Annotated in this window: 21 protein-coding genes; 12 read left to right on the forward strand and 9 right to left on the reverse strand. The window is 36.2% G+C overall.

Features of this window, described 5'->3' with window-relative positions; translation table 11 throughout:
- Positions 1-245 precede the first annotated feature (245 nt).
- The 6 genes from CP363_RS03520 (at position 246) to CP363_RS03545 (ending at position 5,356) form a co-directional block, all read left to right on the forward strand.
- The gene (locus CP363_RS03520; protein WP_005720850.1) at positions 246-716 is read left to right on the forward strand and encodes a GNAT family N-acetyltransferase; all 471 of its coding nucleotides are present in this window, start codon (positions 246-248) and stop codon (positions 714-716) included.
- Between the two features lie 88 nt (positions 717-804).
- Positions 805-1,626, forward strand: a complete 822-nt coding sequence (locus CP363_RS03525; RefSeq protein WP_089145938.1) for a helix-turn-helix domain-containing protein — start codon at positions 805-807, stop codon at positions 1,624-1,626.
- 81 nt (positions 1,627-1,707) lie between these two features.
- Positions 1,708-3,306 (forward strand): ABC transporter ATP-binding protein, encoded by a 1,599-nt coding sequence (locus CP363_RS03530; RefSeq protein WP_098035848.1) that lies wholly within the window; start codon positions 1,708-1,710, stop codon positions 3,304-3,306.
- A complete protein-coding gene (locus CP363_RS03535) occupies positions 3,306-4,037 on the forward strand; it encodes a hypothetical protein (RefSeq protein WP_057726171.1) in 732 nt (243 codons plus the stop codon). Before CP363_RS03530 ends, CP363_RS03535 begins: the two co-directional genes overlap by 1 nt.
- A gap of 128 nt (positions 4,038-4,165) precedes the next feature.
- Positions 4,166-5,002: an aldo/keto reductase gene (locus tag CP363_RS03540; RefSeq protein WP_098035849.1), complete on the forward strand. Its 837-nt coding sequence runs from the start codon at positions 4,166-4,168 to the stop codon at positions 5,000-5,002.
- 81 nt (positions 5,003-5,083) lie between these two features.
- Positions 5,084-5,356, forward strand: coding sequence for a hypothetical protein (locus CP363_RS03545; protein ID WP_005728568.1), 273 nt, complete (start codon positions 5,084-5,086; stop codon positions 5,354-5,356).
- Between the two features lie 52 nt (positions 5,357-5,408).
- On the opposite strand, the gene CP363_RS03550 is transcribed toward CP363_RS03545, so the two are convergent.
- The 3 genes from CP363_RS03550 to pyrR form a co-directional block, all read right to left on the reverse strand.
- Positions 5,409-6,941, reverse strand: a complete 1,533-nt coding sequence (locus CP363_RS03550) for an RNA-binding domain-containing protein (protein ID WP_098035850.1) — start codon at positions 6,939-6,941, stop codon at positions 5,409-5,411.
- 186 nt (positions 6,942-7,127) lie between these two features.
- On the reverse strand, positions 7,128-8,459 hold the full coding sequence (locus CP363_RS03555) for a solute carrier family 23 protein (protein ID WP_005720845.1): 1,332 nt from the start codon (positions 8,457-8,459) through the stop codon (positions 7,128-7,130).
- 11 nt (positions 8,460-8,470) lie between these two features.
- The gene (pyrR, locus tag CP363_RS03560) at positions 8,471-8,998 is read right to left on the reverse strand and encodes a bifunctional pyr operon transcriptional regulator/uracil phosphoribosyltransferase PyrR (RefSeq protein ID WP_065990500.1); all 528 of its coding nucleotides are present in this window, start codon (positions 8,996-8,998) and stop codon (positions 8,471-8,473) included.
- A 285-nt stretch (positions 8,999-9,283) separates the two neighbouring features.
- Between pyrR and CP363_RS03565 the strand changes: the two genes are divergently transcribed.
- Positions 9,284-10,753 (forward strand): MFS transporter, encoded by a 1,470-nt coding sequence (locus tag CP363_RS03565; RefSeq protein ID WP_089145942.1) that lies wholly within the window; start codon positions 9,284-9,286, stop codon positions 10,751-10,753.
- Between the two features lie 35 nt (positions 10,754-10,788).
- Here the strand turns inward: CP363_RS03565 and CP363_RS03570 are convergent, their stop codons facing one another.
- From CP363_RS03570 to CP363_RS10920, 3 genes are all read right to left on the reverse strand, one after another.
- Complete coding sequence (locus tag CP363_RS03570; RefSeq protein WP_098035851.1) at positions 10,789-11,988, reverse strand: multidrug efflux MFS transporter; 1,200 nt, start codon at positions 11,986-11,988, stop codon at positions 10,789-10,791.
- Positions 11,981-13,117 carry a hypothetical protein gene (locus CP363_RS03575; protein WP_233187128.1) on the reverse strand — a complete coding sequence of 379 codons (1,137 nt, stop codon included), beginning with the start codon at positions 13,115-13,117 and terminating at the stop codon, positions 11,981-11,983. The genes CP363_RS03570 and CP363_RS03575 overlap by 8 nt, the downstream gene beginning before the upstream one ends.
- Positions 13,118-13,281: 164 nt before the next feature.
- Positions 13,282-13,866: a hypothetical protein gene (locus CP363_RS10920; protein ID WP_202401247.1), complete on the reverse strand. Its 585-nt coding sequence runs from the start codon at positions 13,864-13,866 to the stop codon at positions 13,282-13,284.
- 101 nt (positions 13,867-13,967) lie between these two features.
- Between CP363_RS10920 and CP363_RS03585 the strand changes: the two genes are divergently transcribed.
- From CP363_RS03585 to CP363_RS03600, 4 genes are all read left to right on the forward strand, one after another.
- On the forward strand, positions 13,968-15,050 hold the full coding sequence (locus CP363_RS03585) for a M42 family metallopeptidase (RefSeq protein ID WP_065990494.1): 1,083 nt from the start codon (positions 13,968-13,970) through the stop codon (positions 15,048-15,050).
- A 93-nt stretch (positions 15,051-15,143) separates the two neighbouring features.
- Positions 15,144-16,766 carry an ABC-F family ATP-binding cassette domain-containing protein gene (locus CP363_RS03590; protein ID WP_068813824.1) on the forward strand — a complete coding sequence of 541 codons (1,623 nt, stop codon included), beginning with the start codon at positions 15,144-15,146 and terminating at the stop codon, positions 16,764-16,766.
- Positions 16,767-16,853: 87 nt separating this feature from the next.
- Entirely contained in the window at positions 16,854-17,774 is a 921-nt protein-coding gene (locus CP363_RS03595) for an aldo/keto reductase family oxidoreductase (protein WP_005720836.1), read from the forward strand.
- Between the two features lie 94 nt (positions 17,775-17,868).
- Positions 17,869-18,672 carry a helix-turn-helix transcriptional regulator gene (locus CP363_RS03600; protein ID WP_061204514.1) on the forward strand — a complete coding sequence of 268 codons (804 nt, stop codon included), beginning with the start codon at positions 17,869-17,871 and terminating at the stop codon, positions 18,670-18,672.
- Here the strand turns inward: CP363_RS03600 and CP363_RS03605 are convergent.
- Positions 18,669-19,988 carry an APC family permease gene (locus CP363_RS03605; protein ID WP_061204515.1) on the reverse strand — a complete coding sequence of 440 codons (1,320 nt, stop codon included), beginning with the start codon at positions 19,986-19,988 and terminating at the stop codon, positions 18,669-18,671. The two genes, CP363_RS03600 and CP363_RS03605, sit on opposite strands and share 4 nt — an antisense overlap.
- A gap of 226 nt (positions 19,989-20,214) precedes the next feature.
- Positions 20,215-21,546, reverse strand: a complete 1,332-nt coding sequence (locus tag CP363_RS03610) for an APC family permease (protein WP_061204516.1) — start codon at positions 21,544-21,546, stop codon at positions 20,215-20,217.
- Between the two features lie 160 nt (positions 21,547-21,706).
- Here CP363_RS03610 and CP363_RS03615 point away from each other — a divergent pair, with 160 nt between their 5' ends.
- A complete protein-coding gene (locus CP363_RS03615; protein WP_005720832.1) occupies positions 21,707-22,375 on the forward strand; it encodes a type 1 glutamine amidotransferase in 669 nt (222 codons plus the stop codon).
- A 41-nt stretch (positions 22,376-22,416) separates the two neighbouring features.
- On the opposite strand, the gene CP363_RS03620 is transcribed toward CP363_RS03615, so the two are convergent.
- The gene (locus tag CP363_RS03620) at positions 22,417-23,235 is read right to left on the reverse strand and encodes a transporter substrate-binding domain-containing protein (RefSeq protein WP_005724289.1); all 819 of its coding nucleotides are present in this window, start codon (positions 23,233-23,235) and stop codon (positions 22,417-22,419) included.
- Positions 23,236-23,392: the final 157 nt, after the last annotated feature.

A 23,392-nucleotide genomic window follows, 5' to 3' on the forward strand; every position in this document is an offset into this window, starting at 1 on the left:
ATCACACACCAGATGAAATCTTCGAAAGAGAATTAGATAAAATCTATCAAACAGCGTAAGTGTTCAATTTATTATTGCAATTTACGTATAAAATAATTTTAAGAAACTATCAAATTTTTTGTGTATAATAGTGTTATTCAGAGTTATTAACAATCAATTTTTAATTAGAAAAGAAGGATACTATTTTAGACTCTAAACCCGCCCGATGGGGCACAAAAGCATATCGTGACGCTAAGAAGTTATATATGAAGGCTTTTCCAGCTTGGGAAAGATTCTCCATGTTTTCTCTTTTAGCAATGTCATTACACCGAAATGTTAAGTTTCACGCAATTTATAATGATGGTCAGTTTTGCGGCATTACTTATTATGCTGAGAATGATAATACAGTCTATTTGACCTATTTAGCCATTAATGAAAAATTGCGAGGACAAGGTTATGGTTCCAAGATCTTGATGATGTTAGAGGATCGATTCCCTGATAAGCAAATTGTCATTGATATTGAGCCAGTTACCAAGAAGGCGAAAAATTATAAGCAGCGTGTTAGTCGCCTGAAATTCTATGAAAGAAATGGATTTCACAGGACTGACCGCAAATTGGTTGATCCTGATGGTGAATTTGAAGCTTTGACTACCGGTAAAAAGCTAGACATTGATAGTTTTACTAGAATGTTGAAGCAGATGAGCTTTGGATTTTATCAAGCAAAAGTTGAAAAATAAAAGAAGCCTAGTTAGCAGATCAGATTGCTGGCTAGGCTTTTTTTGATTATTGCGGTATTCTTGAACTTAACAAAGAAGGGAGGCACATATGATGACAATAGGAGAAGCTCTGAAAGAAGAAAGAATTAAGCGAGGATTATCAATTAGAAAAATGGTAGGAGATATTATTGATCCCTCTTCATATAATAAGGTGGAAAAAGGGATGCGAAATATCGGATCTGATGCACTAGTCAGACTATTGTTTTTGCATAACATAGATATCAATGAATTTTTCTCCAAATTAGAGGATTCTTATGCGCCTGCATTTACTGTACGTGAGAAATACTTAGATCAGCAGATGCGAGTGGCTTTTAACCAGCGCGATCTTAAGAAAGCAGAAGAAGTATGTAGGAAAATTCAAGAGCTTAAAGGAAAGCCTGTTCTTAAGCTAAGAGCTATAGTCGCAATTGCGTATTTAAAAAATAACGTTGAAAATTTGAGCGAACAAACTAAAAAGGCAATATTTGATCAATTAGATAAGAATGATGATTTGAGCAATAATATTGAGGCGATTAAGCTGTTTGCAAATACAATGCCAGTGTTTACCAACGAGCAGTTGAATTACTTAATGCACATTTATATTTCAAAAATTATTAAAAGAAATGACGTGTCAATTTCGGATCAAAAAAGATTTGCAATTGCTAGTGTCAATTATTTGAGAGCTTGCTATGAAAGAAAAATCCCTTTAAATGATTCTATGCTGGAAATTGAAAATTATATTATGAAGATTAATGATACATCTTTCCTCGTGTATAAAGGCTTAGTCAAATTAAGTTTGGCTGCGATACGAGGGGATAAAGAGCGAGCTGAGCAAATAAAACGAGAATTAATTGATATTGGATATGAAATAGCTAGGAAATGGATAATTTAGTTGTGGTTTTTTGACCACGATTAAATTATTTTTTTGTTTTTATGATAAATTTATGGATATTTAATTGGAGGTGGCTACCTGATGAATGAAAAGAAAATACAAATTAATTTAAGATGGGTTCTATCAGTTTTGCCCGTTAGGTTTACAATTGCGATTATAGTTTTATCAATCACTAGTTCATTTGAGGGAGTGATCAATGGGTATGTTATGGGACAAATGACTAACATTGCTTTTAATAATTTCGCTGGTGTTGGGACTTTTGTTTTATTGGTTTTAGCAGCCTATTTGATTACCTATGTTTCGGCGTATTTATTTTTGCTAACGAATCAAAAGGCAATTCAAATTTTAAATCAAAAATTAAAATTTGCTTTTTTTGCTTCTAGCTTTTATCAAGAAAATCAAGCTGATTCAAATTCTTCTGATGTAATTAATAATGTGACGAACATTTCCAATCAAATTCAAGGACATTATTTCCAGCCTTTGTTTTATTTGATTCAAGCCATTATGACGGTCATTTCTACAACATTTGTAGTATTAGAGACCAATCTGTTATTAGGTATGATATATGTATTGCTTTCAGCATTAAGTATGATTCCTAACCAGCTTGGTAAAAAACAGATGAATCAAAAAACAGACAATTGGAGTCAATCTAATTCATCTTTAGTCACAATCATGAAAGACATTTTTGAAGGGAAAAATGAGATTAGAAAATTTGATGTTAAGAATCTCTTCTTCAAAAAATTCTCCAATTCGTTAAATACTGAGGAAGAAAATTATTTTCAATTAAACAAAGTTCAGTTTACAGTTCAATTTTGTGCATGGGTTTGTGCAGTTCTAGCAAATGTAATACCAATGGGTATTGGATTATTGATGGTTGTCAACCACTTTGGTGGTGTTGAGATCGGGACAATTGTGACATTAACCTTAACTGCTGACCATGTTTTGGGTGGAGTACGTGAAATCGTTGGTTACCAAACGCAAATTAGTAGTACTAAGAGTATTAGAGATATTGGAATTGAAGAAGATAAGAATAGCGTTCAGGCTTCAGAAGTTGGCGAAAATAGCTTAACTCTAAAAGATGTGGCTTTTGATCGTGATGATAAAGAAATTTTTCAAAATGTAAACTTACAATTGAAGAACAGTGATAAAGTCATTATCAATGGTGATTCAGGAGTAGGTAAGTCAACTTTACTGAATATTATTTCAGGTCAACTAAAGCCAACCAAAGGTAAAGTAGAATTTGGCAACCGGTCAATCTCTCTTGGGGATTCGATTTTGGTTTCTCAAAAGTCATGGTTATTTGCTGGAAACGTGGCTGATAATCTTTCATTGTATGAAAATTTTTCTGATGAAGAAATGGAAGAAGTTTTGAAAAAGGTCCATCTTTGGGATGAATTAGGAGATAAACCACTACAATTTAAAATTGAGAGTGAAGGAAGCAATTTGTCAGGTGGACAGGCTCAACGACTAACAATTGCTCGAGGATTATTGAGACATAAACGATTATTTTTGCTTGATGAGATTACTTCAAGCTTAGATAAAGAAAATTCGCATGCGATCAGAAAGCTGATTTACACTTTACCAATCATGACTGTAGAGGTTGCACACAATATCGATGCCGAGTTAGTTAAGCAGTATGGTATTGAAATCCGAAAATTAACTAAGAATGGATTAAGTTGATGAATGATTGGGCACTTTTTTATGCAAATGATGTTTTAGTAAACAACAAAGAACACCATATATCATTATTTGTAAAACTAATCCATAATCAAATTGAAAATTTAAATGTGAAGTATACGTATTGTGAACTTCAAGAAATGGAAAATTTGTGTAATAAAAAAGCAGTAAAATGGCTAAAAGAATTTCTTGAAATTAATTTTAATTTTAAAGTTAAAATCGAAATTGATTTTGATACTGAGGCAGTAACACCATTTTATGTGGTAAGCAAGAATAAGATAATTTTACCGTATAAATTTATGTTATTAAAAAGTAGTAATAACATATTAGACCATGAGATATTTAACTTCTTTCTGTTTCACGAATTAGGACATGCTGTTTTAGATCAAAATTCACCTCAAATCTATAAAATAAAGATGATACAAGATATCTTTTATTATTTAGGAAAAAAGTATAGTCAAATAAATCTAAGGACTGATAAGAAAAAAATATTTTTGAATTTAAAACAAGTTTATAGAGAATTTCTACCTGATTTTATTGCAATTTATTTATTAGAAAAAAAGTTTAGCATGTGTGTAAACTGGAATGAATTTTTGTCTTGTTTTGAATACTTCAAAACTAAGACCGAGATGTGTACTATTTTTGCTTTTGATACGCACGCCCCTATTGAAGCTAGACTATATGTAAGCAAGATGGCAGTAGATTATTTTCGTAAACATGATAATAAAAATTGAAAGAAGCTTAGTTAGTGATTCTCATAAGATTGCTAACTAAGTTTTTTGAATAGGATATAATCTAAACTGTATGATGTATGTTAAAATAAAATGAAAATGCAATAATTAACTAGAAAACGAGAAGAAATATGAAAGACTATGTAATTTTAAATAATGGTGTCAAAATGCCTCGCTTGGGTTTTGGTGTTTATCAAATTGATGATTTAGCTCAAACTCAACAAGTTGTGGAAAACGGCTTAGAAGTTGGCTATCGACTTGTGGATACTGCCCAAATTTATGGAAATGAACAGGCGGTTGGAGATGCACTTGTGCATAGCAGCATCCCACGAGAGGATATTTTCGTCACTTCCAAGATCTGGGTCGATAAGTATGGCTATGATCAGACTTTGCAAGCCTTTGACGATTCAATGAAAAAGTTGCAGTTAGATTATATCGACTTGTATCTGATTCATAAGCCATATAACGATTACTATGGCACTTGGCGAGCATTAGAACGTTTATATAAAGAGGGACGCATTCGGGCAATTGGTGTAAGTAGTTTTTGGAATGAACGCTTAGCTGATTTGATTACTTTTAATGATGTAAAGCCGGCTGTGAACCAGATTGAGACTAATGTCTGGAATCAAGAATGGAAATCACAGCAATATATGGAAAAAGAGGGCGTGCAACCTGAAGCCTGGGCACCATTTGCGGAAGGAGCCAACCACATTTTCACTAATCCTGTCTTGCAAAAGATTGCAGAAAAGCATCATAAGACTACTGCTCAGGTAATGTTGAGATGGTTTTTACAAAGAAATTATGTGGTGATTCCTAAGTCAATTCATAAAAACAGATTAATGGAAAACTTTGATGTGTTTGACTTTGAACTAGATGATGAGGATATGGCATTGATCAAGACTTTGGATCAAGGCTACAGTGTTTTAGAAGATGAGATGGATCCGGAAATTGCGGAAAGTTTTCGGTAGTAGGCATTAAAAATGTGTTCAGCCTCGTAATTAGATATAATTAAGAACAAGAAAGTGATTTCAAAATACGAGGTGATCCCTATGAAAAAGATGAGATTAATCGGCACAATTATCGGTGTTGCTGGAGCTATTGGTGCAGTAGCGGCGATTGTTTATAAAAAATTCAAAGAAAAACAGGCAATGGTGAATACGCCGCAGGAGAAAACTTTACTTTTAGGCAATACTTCTAGTAAAGCCAAAAGTGAGTTAATGAAGGCAGAATTGTCTGAGAAGGATCAAGTTGAGACAAATAACACCGAAATTCCGCATGTTTCACTTGATGACGATAAGCCTAGAATATTTGAAGATAAATAAGATGAAAAAGCTCAATCTGCATGAATTTTGTAGGTTGAGCTTTTTGAATGATCTATTTGAGTAAATTATCTTCAAGATGTTTAAGGTGCTTAACGCGATTTAGATAATCATTGTTTTTCTGTAAATTGTAGATATATTTTTTGCCAATTTTCTCATTGAATAGTAAATGCTTCTCCACTAATGAATTTACATATTTTCTAATAGTGGTTTGTTTACCAAAGTGATTCTGAGGATCCTTAACAATATCATTTATTGAAAAATTAGATTTTCTTCTAGCAAACGACATAATAAATTTCTCTGGTTCAGTTAGTTTTTCTTGATTATCAATTGCAAAAGTCTTAAAAATACGAATGCGAGTAGTATTGATTTCATAATCAATGTTAATTTCAGGATCATTTAAATTATTTTGCAATACAGTATTAAGAATTCTAGGGCCGCCACTAGCTGCGGTTTCAGAGACACCAATTCGTCTAAATAAACTAGCGATTTCAGTGTTTCTAATAGAAGAATATTGTCCACGTAAAAATGATTCTTTACTTACACGCATAGTACCAGGATTTGTAAATTCGAAGTAACTAGGTCTGTCCACAATTTTGACACCTACCATACCATCATAATATGAGTGCATTAAACAATTAACTAGAGCTTCTTTAGCTGCAATGATTAAATCGTTATGGTAGGACGTTCTACTAAGGTCATTACCTTGAATAAATGGATCAGGTATATTTGTTTCTATTTTAGCTAAAACTAAATTATAAAAAGAAAAGATATTTAAAGTAGGGTAATTCATATCACCTGCAGAAACTCTATCATTCCAGTTAGTGGAATTATCACTATTATATTGCTGGTAATCTAATTGAAAGCGTGGAAAACGATCTGTTATCGAAATATATTTTCCGAAGAAAAGGAGACCACTATCTGTAAGATGATATTCATTTGAATTACTTAATCGGTCTTTTCTGAAAACACCAATTGAATATAAAAAATCTTGATCACTAAGTTGAGAATTAGTATTAATAATACCTTTTTCTTCAATTATTTTGCGATATTCTTTGATACTTTCTGCATCTAGATCTTCTATTGTATAGGTCGAAGGGAGTAAGTGAGTATTAATCTCGCTTTGACTTTCAACTGTAAAATATTTAAGTTGCTCTTTAGTAGCTACTTGATCTCCGTCACCAGTTCTAATATATGCTTTACCGAATGCAGTTATTGGACGAGTATTAAAGGGTTCTGGATGAATTATTACTTGAATAATAGTTTTATTTTGAAAAAAAGAAATCTGAACATCATTATTTTGGATTACAGGTCGATTAAGGCATGAAATATTGTTATTATCATTGAAAATTTGTGTTTCAATGTCTTCAACATTGTCTACACCAGTTATACTAAATTCATGTTTACTCTTATCTTCTGCTATGCCTAATACTATTATTCCACCTGAAGTATTAGCAAAAGAGCTAACAGTTTCCCAAAATGATTTAGGTAATTTCCAACTAGCTTCTTTGTATTCGATGTTTTCATTTTCAGATGGTGTTTTAAAATTACCAGTTTGTGTAATTGCTTTGAAGTTTAAAAAGTCCATTTAATATCACCTCATGACTTAAATTTATTTGTGTAAATAAATTATATACTATTGCTCTCGTAACTTACACTAACTTTCGCCAACTTTCGCGCAACTTACAACATTGTGTGCGCAAAGTGAGAGTAAAAAATAAACCCGCTAGCTATCATTGCGATAACTAACGGGTTTTTGAATGGCTTATTCTATCTATTGGTAAATTTTACCTTCTTGTTTTTCTTGCTTAATCTTTTCTTCTTGAGCTTTTTCACTAGCTGCTTTCTTAGGCAAAATCCAGTTTAAAAGCATTCCGATGATGGTGGAAAGGGCAACTGAGGTAAGTTGGAAATTGCCCAGTTGTAAGTAAGCTCCACCAATCCCGATAACCAAGATGACAGAAGCAATCAACATATTGCGCTTTTCACCAAAATCAATTTGATCATCAACTAAGATCTTTAAACCATTAGATGCAATTGTTCCGAAAAGTAAGAAGGAAATCCCACCGATAACTGGCATTGGAATTGATTCGATCAATGCGGCAAGTTTACCGACAAAGCTGAAGATAATTGCTGAAACAGCGGCACCGGCTAATACCCAAACTGAGTAAACTTTAGTCATAGCTAACACACCGATATTTTCACCGTATGAAGTGGTAGGAGGCCCACCGATGAAACCAGCGATAATCGTTGAAAGACCGTCACCCATCATCGTTCTGTGTAAGCCAGGATTCTTGAAAAAGTCACGTTTAGTTAATGAATTCAATACCATAATGTGGCCCATGTGCTCCGTCATTGTAACGAAGGCAATTGGTGCCATGGCTAAAATAGCGGCAGGATACCATTTGAAGTGGTAACTGATTCCAGGCACATCAAGTGCTGGCAATGTGAACCAAGCTGCTTTTTCCACGCCAGAGAAATCAACAATTCCGAGGCAGCAGGATAAGATATAGCCACAGATAATTCCTAGCATAATTGAAACCAAACTGGTGAAGCCTTTGAAGCACATTTGGAAAACTAAAGTCATGACCAAAGTGAAGATAGCTACACCGAAGTAAGTCAAATCATACTTAGAATTATTCATCATAGCGTCATTAGCGGCAGTAGTTGCTAGTGACAAACCAATAACGATGATGATTGGTCCAACTACGATTGGTGGTAAAACTTTGTTAACCCAGCCTGAACCAATTTTGCTAATGATGATCGCAACAACTACGTAAACTAAACCAGAAGCGATCGCACCCTGGGCAACTGCCGGGTAGCCATCAGCCTTCATTAAGGCTTGCATTGTAGCAACGAAGGCAAAACTTGATCCGAGGTATGCTGGGATTTTGAAGTGGGTCAAGAGCATGTGGACCAAGGTACCGATTCCTGATGAAAGTAGAGCGATGCTTGGGTTAATTCCAATTAAAATTGGCACTAAAACGGTAGAACCAAACATAGCAAACATATGCTGTAAGGATAGCAGTACGCCTTGGCCGAATTCCGGCTTTTCATAGACGTCTAAAACGGCCTCCGGATTTCTGTACTTTTCTTTTTTATTCATTCAAAAAACTCCTATTTAACGATTTCGATACTATCTTTATCATCGACTTCAGTCATTGCAACTTTGACCTTCTCGTTCATTGCCGTTGGGATATTCTTTCCAATAAAGTCAGGACGAACTGGCAATTCACGATGACCGCGGTCAACTAGGACAGCTAAATTAATCTTAGCTGGACGGCCTTGATCCATTAATGCATCAAGTGCAGCTCTAATTGTCCGACCTGTGAAAAGAACGTCGTCAACTAAGATAACGTTTTTATCGGTGATATCGAAGTCAAGTTGTTGGCTGTGGATCATCTTTTCCTTCTCAGCCTCTGGTAAATCATCGCGGTATTGAGAAATGTCAATTGCCCCTACAGGGACTTCAACATCTTCCAAGTTTTTCAAATTTTTGGCGATTCGCTCAGCCAAGTACCAGCCGCGAGTTTTAATTCCGACTAATACAAGGTTTTCAGTACCTTTATTGCGTTCGACAATTTCATAGGTCATCCGCATCAAGGCACGTTTCATGCCTAAAGCATCGATTATTTCTTTTGCCATATATTTTCCTTTCTGGATGACCAATAAGAAAAAGACCACCAAGAGCGCTGGGCTCAAGATGGTCCTTCTGTATTAGCTAACGACAAAAAGTATTAGCTTGTGCAGATTTCCTTCTTAGCCTCACGGGACTAACTTTAAAGGTCATCACTATTATTTTCTTTATATTTAACTCGGAAAAACCCAGATTGTCAAGATTTAGTGGAAAAATATTGTGCTTTATTTTGCTAGTTAAATCTTGCATACTATGAGTAATAGTAGTTTTTAGAGTTAAAAAGGTGGGATTAAATGACTAAGAAGCAAATATCAATGGTTACTTTGTCTTTGTTGCTGGCTAATATTATGTCAGGGCTAGATGCAACCATCATTAACACAGCAATTCCTGCTATTGTATCTGATCTTCACGGGATTCAATATATGGGGTGGATCGTTGCTTGCTTTTTACTTGGAATATCAGTTTCAGTGCCAATTTGGAGTAAGATTGGCGAAAGAATGAGCAACAAATTTGCCTTTGAATTATCATTAGCTCTTTTTATTTTAGGCTCAGTTTTGGAAGGTGTTGCACCAGATATTTACTTTTTCCTCGTCTCGCGAGTCCTCATGGGAGTAGGAGCTGGTGGCATGGGTTCTCTTCCTTACGTAATTGTAGGTTATATTTATCCTAATATTAAAAGAAGAACTGTAATTTTGAGCTATATTGCTGCTAGTTTTTCTGCTGCATGTATTGCTGGACCATTAGTTGGTGGCTGGATTGTTGATGCCTTATCTTGGCACTGGGTCTTTTATATTAATGTGCCACTTGGATTAGTTTCGATTATTCTAAGTTTTATTTTTTATCGTGGCATTCGTAAGCCGAATGTTAATACAGTTTTTGATCGATTAGGTGCATTTACTTTAATTGGCGGTTTAACTTGCTTTTTAATCGGAATTCAGATGTTGGGTTTAGCAAGCAATCTTTTAGTAGCGCTTTTTATAATTATTGGAATTACTATGCTAGTCTGGTTTATTTTGGTTGAAAAGAAGGCAGAGAGTCCGATCGTGCCACTTTCTGTTTTTACTAATAAAGCATTAGTAGGCGATTTTATTCTTTTTGCCTTTGCATGGGGCGCCTACATTGCGGTAAACACTTATTTGCCAATGTGGTCACAGGCAATTTTAGGAACATCTGCTTTAATCGGTGGGATGACTTTAATTCCTAATTCAATTTTTGATATAGCTGGTTCGCAGAGTACACCACATTTACTCAGACGTTTTAATAACTATCATCTATTAATTTTTGATCTTTCATTGATTGCGATAACGGTAATCGGATTGATCGTTGTACCGATTAGCACGCCATATCAGGTTTTAATGTCAATTGCGGCTTTATCTGGTTTAGGCGTAGGATCAATCTTTGTTATTCTTCAGATAAAAGTGCAGATTGATGCTGGCGAAAAGGATATGGCGCCGGCTACGTCACTTAGCTTTTTGATTAGAATCCTGGCTCAGACTGTGATGGCTGCAGTCTATGGTGTGATCATGAATCTAGCTTTGGCACGTGGAATTGCTGGTCACCATAATATTACAATGACCATGATGAATAAATTAAGTGACGTGGAATCCGCAAAAAGTTTGCCTAGGGCGTTAATGCCAACAATGCGAACTATTTTTCATACTGGAATCAGAGAAATTATGATAGTTTCTCTATTGTTAATAATTTGTGGATATATCGTAAACTTTGTTTATAACCATCATGAAGCTAAAAAAGCAGCGGAATAAAAATAGCGTTTGAGGAAAAGTCTCAAACGCTTATTTTATTTCAAATTACGAATTACATTTATTCTAAACAAAATTAGATTGAAGATTACGATACCTGCTGTGAAGATGAAAACAGTACTGTAATTAGTTAATCCAGAGATAGTTGAACCTAGTAGCGGCCCAAAGATATTACCGACATACATGGCTGACTGATTCCAAGAAAAGATTCGACCTGTAATTTTTGCTGGCGTATTTTTGGTAAGCAAGGTTTGCACTTGTGGGAATAAACAAGCATCAGTAAAGCCAACCAGAAAGCGTAAAATTCCAAGTTCGACTGTATTTTGCACGAAAGCAGTTAAAAAGAAAAGAATAGTCGCACCGATGAATCCGGCAATAATGATTTTGTGTGTCCCAATTCTGTCTCCTAATGCACCGAAGCGCGATGCCGCAAGGAATGTAGCAATTCCTGGCAAAGCAGCTATTACCCCGGAAATAAAGACGACATTACCGTGGTTAGCCATCAATTGTTTAACATAGAGTGAAACGATCGGGTTAATCGAATTATTTGCAGCTTGAATAATTAGAGTAGTTAAAAGCAAGCCAAAGATTAATTGCGGTGAGCGTAATTCTTTAATTACTCCGCTTGCTTTATCAAGTTTCTTTTCAGTTACTGGCTTGAAGTCTGTTTCATGGACAAAGAACAATGACAAAAGAAATGCAATTAATAATAGACCACCTGTAATAAAGAAGGTAACGCGATAGGAGAAAATAGACGCTAAGGCTCCACCAATAAATGGCCCGAGTAAGTTGCCAGCAGTAAAGCTAGACGCCATAGTGCCAAGTGCTTGTCCAGATTTTTCCTTCGGAGTTTCAGTCGCAACTAGAGCATTGGAATTAGAAACAAAGCCTGCAAAAATACCTTGTAACATTCTTAAAATAAATAATTGATAAACGTTGGTAACTAGCCCCATACAGCCAAGGACGATAGCCATTCCCAATGAAGCTCGTAATGTCATCGGCTTTCTGCCTTTTTTGTCTGCTAGTTTTCCCCACCAGGGAGAAATTATCGCCGATACAAAATAAGTACCGGAGTAGATAAAGCCAGACCAAAAGTTTAACTGCTTATGGGTAAAATTGCCTAGTGTATCAATATATAATGGCAGAAACGGCATTACTTCAGAGAAGGCGATACCAGCGATAAAGACCGCAGTAGATAAGACAAGTAAATTCTTTTTCCAAATAGGTTTTTCATTCATTTTTATTCCCTTTGTTAAGTTTTAAAGTATAAATTGTAAAGCTGACTATGAATAGCACCAAGATTAAGTGAGTTAAAAATAAGGGCTGACTAGAATTCATAACGCTTTTATTAATATGGTAGTTAAAGATTTGCTCAAAGATGTGCGGTCCATTGAATAAAAGCAAGCCACCCCACAGAATTAATTGAGTTAAGAAGCCTCCAGCAGTGCGAAAACGATAGTTGATCATATAAATATTTGTATCGACATGATCACGGATAAGATCTAAGGTGTCAGTATTTTGTAAACTGTAGAAAATTCGAATCAAAAAAATCCCTGCAAAGTATGTTGGCCTAAAGAGCGTAATAACTAGACCGAGAACAATGCCCCAACTTTGAATGGTGAAGTCATCAAATGGTAAATATTCACGTAGCGTTTTTAATAATGGACGTTTGATAAAGCTGGCGATTAAGATAATGACAAATAACCAGTAGTAATTTTTTGCACCAAATAAAACAGAAATATAAACGGCTGAAAAGATAGTGGTAAAGTCTTGGCAGAGGCCTGCGATTGTCAGGCGATACTGCATTTTGCGAGATAATTTACCATGTTTTTGGCTTAAAGCTAATTTGATCAGATAGCTAATAACGACTACTGCTGAAACGATAATGCCAAAAATAGAGAAGATGTCTTTTCCCGAGTTCCAACCTTCTCGAATTAAGAGAATAGCCAGTAGCAAACCAAGAGTTAACCAGACATTTTGCCACTGCAATACAATTTCCCGTGAATGTGCTCTAAATGGAGAATATTTAAAGCCGAGTATAGCAATTAGCGTATAAATGAGCATTGCGATAAATGAAATTGTTGGCAGATGTGGTTCAACAAAGACAACTATTGCTAGTAAAATTAAAATTGCGCCGAAATAAGCAAAAAGATCATTTTTGCTTGGATGATAGTCGCTTTGAATAGCGATTTGTTTTTGAACGCTAGGGAAACATGCGGCGCCTATTCCGGCAAGGGATGCGCTAATGCAGTAAAGGGCTGGTAAAAAGATGCCGAAAATCCCTAAGAAATAGCCTAATAAAGCTGCCAATAAACCGAACCAGCCAATAACATTATCTTCATTTTCGCCGCCTTTAAATAGAAACAATGTTGTGCGCCGAAAGGCATAGAAGAGTGCAAAAGGCAGCACGCTGATTGCAGTATTTTGTTTAATAATTAAGCTGAATACTAAATAAGGGAATAGGTTTAAGGGTAACGAGCTAATTTTTAAGAGTAAGTTACTTTTTTGTTGTAGTAGATTGTTAATATCTTTCATGATTTAATTTTAGAAAAGTCATAGTTTTTATACTTAATTGCTAGTGCTTTGTTTTTGAAAAGTGCGTTGTGGATATCTCCGGAAGAATATGCAAGATATAAACAAGGATGTCCTTTAAATTGACCAGTAATATAAATAATATCTACAGGTGTTAAAAACTCACGAACGCGCATCCAAGTCTGCCCTTGATGTTGTTCGATGGCGATCATGGAATCACCACCAGAATAGGTTTTATTCTTTTGCTCAGAATTATGATCTAATTTAATGGACTTATCCACTTGTCGATAAACTACTGAGTCACCAATTGTATGCTTGTTGATAATTAATTTGCGAGCTGATTTGCTCAGTGGATCGCTACGATACCAGGTACCGCGAAATTGTTCGGGGATGCTGGTTAACTTAAAGCCAGGATATTTCTTTTTTAAATTAGGCTTAAACTCATTTGCCTGTTTGGATGCTTTATGTGTCGCAGAACTGCTTACTGTTTCGTTAACCGTAGCGGGACGACTAGAACGGTTGGAACAGGCTGATAGGCTAAAAAGCAGGGGTAAAAGAATTATCATTGAAAATTTATTTTTCATATTTTATTTTTCCTTTGCAATAATTATTTTTAATTATAGTCTACTTTGACTGTTTTTCTCGGTAAAATTAAATTAAGCGTTTTTTATAGAAAGGAAAAATTATGCAAAAAGAACAAGAAATCCAAATGTTGAAAGAATTCTCAGATGCCAATTCAACTTCGGGCTTTGAGGAAGAATTCGTTAAGCTGTTTACTAGTTATGCGGAAAAAACGGCAAATATTGAGGTAGATGGGATGCTCAATGTTTATGCCGCCAAGAAAGAAAATAAGGGAAATCGACCGGTAATTCAACTTGATGCGCACTCAGATGCTGTAGGCTTCATTACGCAAGCTGTTCGCCCTAATGGTTTAATTAAGTTTGTTCCACTTGGTGGTTGGGTAAAATATAATATTCCAGCCTTGCGCGTTAAAGTGCGCAATCGTGATGGAGAATATATCCCTGGCGTTGTAGCAACTAAGCCGCCTCACTTCATGACAGCAGCTGAGCGCAATAATGTACCTGATGTGGCAGATATGTCAATTGATGTTGGTTCTTCTAGCCGTGAGGAGACAATCAAGGACTACAAGATTGATACAGGTTGCCCTATCTTTGTTGATGTTAAGTGTGAATATCATGAAAAGTCCGGTTTATTCTTCGGTAAAGACTTTGATGATCGTTTTGGTGCTGGTGCGATGGTTGATGTGCTTGATAATTTGAAGGGTGAAGAAACTAACTTTGACGTGGTGGCTGCACTTTCTAGTCAAGAAGAAGTTGGCTTGCGTGGCGCCTATGTAACGGCTAGAAAAGTTAAGCCAGATCTTTGTCTGGTACTCGAAAGCTGTCCAGCTGATGATACTTTTACGCCTGACTGGCTTTCTCAAACTGGTCTAAAACGTGGCCCAATGTTGCGCGATATGGATACGACATTTTTACCAAATCCTAAGTTCCAACAATATGCATGTGATTTAGCTGATAAAAATAATATTCCATATACTCGTTCAGTTAGAACCGGTGGCGGTCAGGATGGTGCTGCAATTTACTACGAAAATGGTGCGCCAACAATTGTCATCGGTATTCCGGTGCGCTATGAACACTCACCATATTGTTTCAGTAGTTATAAGGACTTTAAGGCTTCAGTTGATTTAGCTACTGCAATTATTCGTGATATTACCCAAGAAAAGCTAGATAGCTTCAAAAAGTTTTAATAAATTGCTTAAAAAGATGGATTCTCTATTATAAGGGACCATCTTTTTTGATATACTTAAACATAATTTTATATTTTAAGCGAGGTAAAGAGATTGATTACAGTATCCGACGTTAGTTTACGATTTGGTGGCCGCACACTCTATGAAGACGTTAACTTAAAATTTACTCCAGGCAACTGCTACGGCGTAATTGGTGCCAATGGTGCCGGTAAGTCAACTTTTCTTAAATTGTTAGAGGGGAAACTGGAACCAACAACAGGTTCAATTTCAATTGATCCCAATGAGCGCATGTCCAGCTTGAACCAGGACCACTTTGCTTTCGAAGACTTCTCTGTCATGGACACAGTAATTCAAGGGCACAAGGAACTGTATCAAGTAATGAAAGAAAAAGATGCTCTTTATGCCAAACCTGACTTTGGTGATGAAGATGGGGTTAAGGCAGCTGAATTAGAGAGCAAGTTCGCAGAACTTGATGGTTGGAATGCGGAAGCGGATGCGGCTAAGCTGCTGCAATCATTAGGGATTCCTGAAGAAGAACATCAAATGATGATGAAGGATTTACCTGAAAGCGAAAAAGTTAAGGTCTTATTGGCCCAAGCTTTGTTTGGTAATCCTGATATTTTGCTATTGGACGAACCGACTAACGGTTTGGATGTTCATACCGTTGAATGGTTAGAAGACTTTTTGGCTGATTACCCTAACATTGTGATTGTTGTTTCTCACGACCGACACTTTTTAAATCAAGTATGTACTGAAATGTGTGACGTTGATCGTGGTAAGATTCAGCTTTATGTGGGTAACTATGACTTTTGGTATGAATCAAGCAAACTAGCTAATGAATTAGCTGCTAACCAAAATGCTAAAAAAGAAGAAAAGATGAAGCAATTGCAAGAATTTATTGCCCGCTTTTCTGCTAATGCATCTAAATCACGTCAGGCAACTTCTCGTAAGAAACAACTTGATAAGATTACTTTAGATGATATTAAGCCATCTAGTCGTAAGTATCCATTTGTAAAGTTTGAAATGCACCGTGATTTAGGTAATGACCTAGTTAAGGTAGAAAATGTTTCTTATTCAGTTGATGGTGAAAAGATTCTGGATAATGTGTCTTTCATCGTGCGTCCTGGTGATAAGGTAGCATTTTTATCACGTAATGCTTTAGCAACGACTGCGCTGCTTGATATCGTTGCTGGTAAGCTTAAGCCAGATACTGGTACCGTTACATGGGGTCAAACAACGGCCTTTAACTACATGTCACGCGATTTGAATGCTAACTTTAATAATGATGAACTCACAATCTTAGATTGGCTACGGCAATATGCGACTAAGGAACAAGATGATAACACATTCTTGCGTGGGTTCTTGGGTCGAATGCTCTTTAGTGGAGAAGAAATTGAGAAGAAGATCAAAGTGCTTTCTGGTGGTGAAAAAGTTCGCTGTCAATTGTCACGTATGATGCTGGAATCAGCTAATGTATTGATTATGGATGATCCAACTAATCACTTAGATTTGGAATCAATTACTGCATTGAATGATGCATTAGTGTCATATCCTGGCTCAATTTTATTCACCTCACATGATCATGAATTTATTCAGACTATTGCTAACCACATTATCGAAGTTGGACCTAAAGGTATTGTTAGTCGCCAAGATACGAGTTATGATGAATTTTTAGATAAAGAATCAATTCAATCGGCAGTAGCTAAGATATATTAATAAAAGATTATTGAATTTCTTGTGGTTGAAACTTAGCTATTTTTGGTTCATGATGTGAGGTAAATAAAGAATGAAAGGACTTACATTATGAAACGAATTAAAATGGGATGTACTACTTTAAGCATTCCAGCGATGGCACTTGGCATTATGCGAATGAATCAAAAATCAGTTCCAGAGGCTCAAGTGGCAATTCAAGCCGCCTATGATGCTGGGATCAACTTCATTGATTCTGCTGATATTTATGGCGGTGGAAAATCAGAAGAGATTTTTGGTCAAGCTTTTAGCCAAATGCAGATCAAGCGTGAAGAGATGTTTATTCAATCTAAAACAGGAATTGTTCCAGGAAAACGTTATGATTTTTCTAAAGAACATATTTTGCATAGTGTTGATGAAATTTTGGAAAGAATGCAACTAGATTATCTTGATTCATTAGTACTTCACCGACCAGATGCATTGATGGATCCAGAAGAAGTAGCTGAGGCTTTTGATCAACTACAGGCAGCAGGTAAGGTGCGCTTTTTCGGCGTATCTAATTTTGATACGGCTCAATTTAAATTGTTACAAAGTTGCTTGAGCCAGCGCTTGATGTTTAATCAATTACAATTTAGCCTGAAACATACAGGAATGATTGACTTTGGGATGCATATGAATATGGTAGATAAACCATCAGTTGATCGTGATAGCCAATTTCTTGATTATGCCCGTCTACACAAAGTTACTGTGCAGGCTTGGTCACCATTCCAGTATGGCATGTTTGAAGGGACCTTCATTGATAATGATGGCTTCCCCAAGTTGAATCAAGAGTTGCAAAAACTGGCCGATAAGTATGAGGTAGGTAAAAATGCGATCGCTGCAGCTTGGATTTTACGTCATCCTGCAAATATTCAAATGCTAGTTGGATCAATGAATCCGCAACACATTAGGGATTCTGCTAAAGGTGCCAAGATTCGATTGACTAGACAAGAGTGGTACGATTTATACTTAGCTGCTGGTAATTATTTGCCCTAAACCGAATATTTTCTAATAAAAACAAAAACTAGCTTTTAAAAGCTAGTTTTTTGCTTATAATGGATAATAGGACTATATAAAAGGGGATTAAGAAATGAAAAAAAAATATGGAAAAAATCTTATTTTTGAAGATTTTATTCATGATCGGGAAGTGAAAATGTATCGTAGTGATGCAGAAGATTCCGTTCATTCAGATTATACTTTAAATGTACAAGTTTTTACGTTAGATAATTTACCATTTTCACCATTAACTGGTGATCAACAACACATCTTTTTTGACTATGAGAAAGCTGGAACTGATGCAGTTAAGATCACAGGGGTTGAAGGCCATTTTTACAATGCAATTACTAGAAGGTATGAAGTGACTGATCATACTTTCGTTGTAGGAGAATTGCTTGATGACAAGGTAAGTGAGACAGTAGCCACTCAGCAAATGAGGGAAGCTGCTGAAAAAGTAATCGCAGAGTTAAGCAAACGTATTCCGATGCTTCCTCACATTAAGCATCCGAAAATTTTAACCGATGTACAAAGAGCAGAAAAATTGGTAACTGATCGCAATGTGAAGATTACTAGTTTAAGTAAGGCAACAGGAATTTCAACCTATACTTTATATAACTATCGTAAGAATCCGGCTTCTTTGCATAAGGCCTCGCAAGCAACGGTTGATTGCTTAACCAGCAAGTATTTTGAAACTTACTTTAGCCGAAATGAGATTGAACGCTTTCGGATGATGTTAATCAACATTGTTGGAGCTTATTTGAAGGAAACAGAAGGTAATCCAATTGCCTATGATCCTGCACATGCTTTATATACAATGTGTCAAAAAGGGGATTGGCATCGTTTAGCTAAAATGGAAGAGTTGTGGCGAGCAAGCTACAGTGTAGAAAGGTCGCTTTAATGCAAACGATGTTTGCTCATGCGCTTAACGGCGTAAAAAATTGGTAATCCAATAATGACAATTCCAGCAAAAAGTAAAACACCAGCTGGATCATTAATTAATTCACTGATTAAGACAAACAAACCGCCTAAAATAGCAATTATAGGCACAAAAGGATAAAGTGGAGTACTGAAAGGACGCTCTGCTTTATTCTTTTTTCTTAGGATAAAAATTCCAAAGAAGGCTAAAAGATAGAAGCAATAAACTGTAAAGACGCAAAGATCTGATAAGTGGTCTGGATCAAAGAAAATCATCATTAAAAGGGCTAAAAGGACGATAAACAAAGTAGCAACAACGGGAGATTTTCCTTTAGGAGTAACATAGGCTAAGTATTTAGAAAAAGGTAAATCTCCTCGTTTAGCCATGGCATAAACGATTCTAGGAAAGGTTAGCATTTTCCCATTTAATGTTCCCATTATTGAAATGATGATGCCAATGGAAAGAATTTTACCTCCGATTGCACCGAAAACCGCGTTAGCTAGATAAGTAGTAGTGTTTTCGCCTAGTTGGTGAATTTGATTAGCGGGGATGAAGCGGAAAATCCCAATTGTAATTAGGGTATAAATAGCCAAAACAGCTGTAATTCCTGCAATGATTGCTCGAGGTAATAATTTTTGGGGATTTTTCATTTCGCCGCCTAAATTAGCGATTAAAATCCAGCCATCGTAGCCGAATAAAGTGGCTAAAACAGCAACACCGAAGTTACTAGTGTGTTGACTAACCTCTGCTACAGTCTGGTTAATCGCATCTTGTTGACCCCAACAGATTCCACAAATGGTGATTACAGCGATCGGAATCATTTTGGCAATCGTGGTTATGACCGAAAAGATTGCACCTACCTTATTTTCAAAGAAATTCATGATTCCAATTGCTAAAACTGTGATTAAAGCCAAAGGAATGCGCCATGAATGATTCAAACCAAAAAAGTTAGTCATCATGATGCTCATAAAACCAGCAACGGCGGCAATAATTGCAGGACCATACACGATGATCTGCATCCAACCAGCCATAAAGCCTAAAATGCGGCCATAGAGATTTTCAATGTAGACATAAAGACCACCAGTGTAGGGCATTTGCGCCCCTATCTCGGCAATGGTGAGACCTGCAGCCAAGGTAATTAGACCACCAAAAATCCAAGCTAGTAAGGCCATTGTAGTTGAACCTGCACTGTCAAGAACAGAAGCCTGCTTAAAAAAGATACCAGAGCCGATGATAGTTCCGATTACAATTGAAAAAGCTGAGCCAAAACCAATACTGCGTTTAAGCTTGTTGTCCATTTTTTCTCCTTTATACAAAAATAGCCGGATTCACCTTATCGTCTAGAAACGATTGAGTGAATCCGGCTGCTGATTTACGTACACCAAAATCACTCAAGTTCAGTTGGAACTTGAGCTAGATGAGTATGCCAATGTGGTGTCTTGATAAATCATAATTGAATCTCCTAAATTAATTTTAATTAGAATATCATAATTATTAAAAATGAACAAGAAAAATTTGAGATTTTTAGTCTTCGATAATCGTATTCTGTGCTTTGCTCATCTTTTTAACTAAAAAGAAAATTGGCCAGCCGACAGCGGTAATTCCAGTAAAAAGCAAAACGCCAGCGGGATCATTGAAGAATTGGCTGACTAAAACGAAGAGCCCGCCTGCAATTGCTACTAAAGGAATTAGGGGATAAAATGGCACGCTGAAAGGACGTTGGTCCTTATTTTTGTATCTTAAAATGAATAAGCCAAAGAATGCTAAAACATAGAAACTATAAATTGTGAAGACGCAGAGATTTGATAGGTAATCAGGATCGAAGAAAGTCATCATAATTCCAGTTAAGGTAATTAAGAGCATAGTAGCCATAACTGGTGCTTTTCCCTTAGGTGTAACGTATGATAAAAATCTTGAGAAAGGCAAATCCCCGCGCTTAGCCATAGCGTAAATAATACGAGGAAAGGTGAGCATTTCTCCATTGAGAGTGCCTAGCATTGAGATAATAATGCCGACAGATAGAACTTTACCGCCAATTGGACCAAGAATAGCGTCAGCCAAATAAGTGGTTGAATTTTGACCTAATGCATGAATTTTATCGGCAGGGATGAAACTAAAAATACCAATAGTAATTAACGCGTAAATTACTAATACTGTAGTGATTCCAATGATGATTGCTTTGGGTAATAATTTTTGTGGATTCTTAATTTCACCACCTAAATTTGCAATAAAGATCCAACCGTCATAGGCAAAAAGGGCAGCGAGAACGGCTACGCCAAGACCACCTGTTGATCGATTCAGCTCAGTCACAGTTTGGGCGACAGCGTTTTGCTCACCCCAGCAGATGCCGCAGAAGATAATTGCAAAAATAGGGATCATCTTAGCAATTGTAGTGATTATAGCAAAGGCTGCACCGACTTTATTTTCTAAAAAGTTTAAACCGCCGATAGCGATGATAGTGATCAAACCAATGGGAATACGCCATTCGGTGCCGATGCCAAAGAGATTAGTCACCATAATACTTAAAAAACCGGTAACTGCAGCTATCATAGCAGGACCGTACACAATAGCCTGCATCCAACCAGCCATAAAACCTAAAACGCGGCCGTAAATTTTTTCAATATAGACGTAAAGTCCACCAGTATAAGGCATCTGGGCACCGATTTCCGCAATCGTTAAGCCAGCGGTTAATGTGATAATCCCAGCTAAAATCCATGCTAAAAGTGCCATAAAGGTTGAGCCTGCGCTATCTAAAACTGAAGCTTGTTTAAAGAAAATTCCAGAACCGATAATGGTTCCAACGATAATTGAAAGTGCAGAACCTAAGCCAATACTGCGTTTAAGGTGATTGTCCATGAAAGTCCTCCAGATGTAAAAATATGTATAACATTATATCATATAAGGTGACATATAGTTTCTAAAAATACGATAAAAGATTAATTGACTCTTCTTGTTTACCACTAGAATTGAGTATAAAATGAAAAACAAAAATATTGTTGAGTGAGAAAGGGATTTCATGCGCGTTAATGTATTACAGCATGCACCTAATGAGGGACCTGGTTCTATTCAAGCCTGGTGCCATGCTAGAGATAACGAAATGTTCGTTTACCATCCAGGGAATTTTGGTATTTTGCCAACTGTTGATGAAACAGATCTATTAGTAGTCCTAGGCAGTCCAAACAGTCCTAATGATGATCTTGATTGGGTCAAAAATGAACGTGTGTTGATTAGACAAATGTTAGATCAACACAAGCCGATCTTGGGAATTTGTTTTGGTAGCCAGCAGATTGCTAAAACTTTGGGCTATAAGGTACTTGATGCACCCGCTAAGGAAGTAGGTTGGGCACCAGTTTATTTGCAAGATCAGACTATTACAGGAATTCCGGATAAGTTAACAGCTCTTCATTGGCATGAACAAATGAGTGAAATTCCAACCGAAGCTAAGTTATTATTCTCTAGTGATCTAGTTAAGAATCAAGGCTTTTTACTGGGAGATAATGTAATTGGGTTGCAGTTCCACTTTGAACCGCAAATTGATAATGTGCGTGAGATTGCTATTAATGATGGAGCATATGCTTTAGAAAATAATGATTTACATCAAACGCCTACAGAGATTATTAATCATGGTGTGCCTGAGAAAAATAAAGATGTAATGTTTACTTTACTTGATTTCATTGCTAAATAAGCGAAAAGGCTAGGATCAAAATTTTGATCTTAGCCTTTTTCTTACTTCTTTTCTAGTTCTTTAATGTTCATACCAGGAATGTTGCCAAACCATTTTTTAACTAGGTGATTATATGTGCCATTCTTTTCTAGTTTTGCTAATGCAGTGTTGATATGCTTGAGCATGTCATTTTGCCCCTTATTAACTGCAATACCATATGGCTGGTTGGTAAAGGTGCCACCAACTAATTTATAGCCGGAACTATCACGCAAAATCCCAGCTAAAATTCCGTTATCAGTTACAAAGGCATCTCCTTGTCCAGCTTTTAATGCGGCAAAAGCTTGGCCGTAATCATCGAATTGTAAAATTTCCGCTTTAGGAGCAACTTGATGGATAGCATCGGCGGCAGTAGTTCCTTTAACTACAAGCACTTTCTTGTTATTCAAATTTTTAGCATTTTTAATGGCGCTACTGTCAGCAACCATAATTGACTGTCCAGCAGGAAAGTAAGGGTGACTGAATTCGACTTGTTTTTTACGTTCAGGCGTAATGGTCATTGCTGCAATGACGGCGTCGACATTCGTGTTTTTTAGAAGCTGAATCTTGGTGTTGGCCGTTGTTGTTATGAAATTGGCTTTGGCATTTTTGCCTAGCATTTCATGGGTTAATGCATTAGCTAAATCAATTTCAAAGCCATTAAGTTTGCCTGTTTTAATATTTATTGAGCCGAATAATGGCGTGTCAGCTTTGACGCCCCAGTTAATGGTTTTACTAGTTTTAACTGCTTGATAAACGTTTTGCTTTTTGTTTTGCTTACAGCCACTTAATGGCAAAGCAAATAGGACCACTATTGAAATTATTAATAAAAACTTTTTACGCATATAATCCCTGCCTTGTTTTACTTGATGATTTTTTTATTATACCAATTTGAAATTTAGATGCAAAAATTGTTTCTTTACTTTAATTATAGTCTTATTTTTGACAAAATGATTTGACAATAGTCCATGTGCATACTAATATATTTGGCATGCATGTAGA

This window comes from Lactobacillus sp. UMNPBX12, from assembly GCF_002553955.1.
Classification (GTDB): Bacteria; Bacillota; Bacilli; order Lactobacillales; family Lactobacillaceae; genus Lactobacillus; species Lactobacillus crispatus.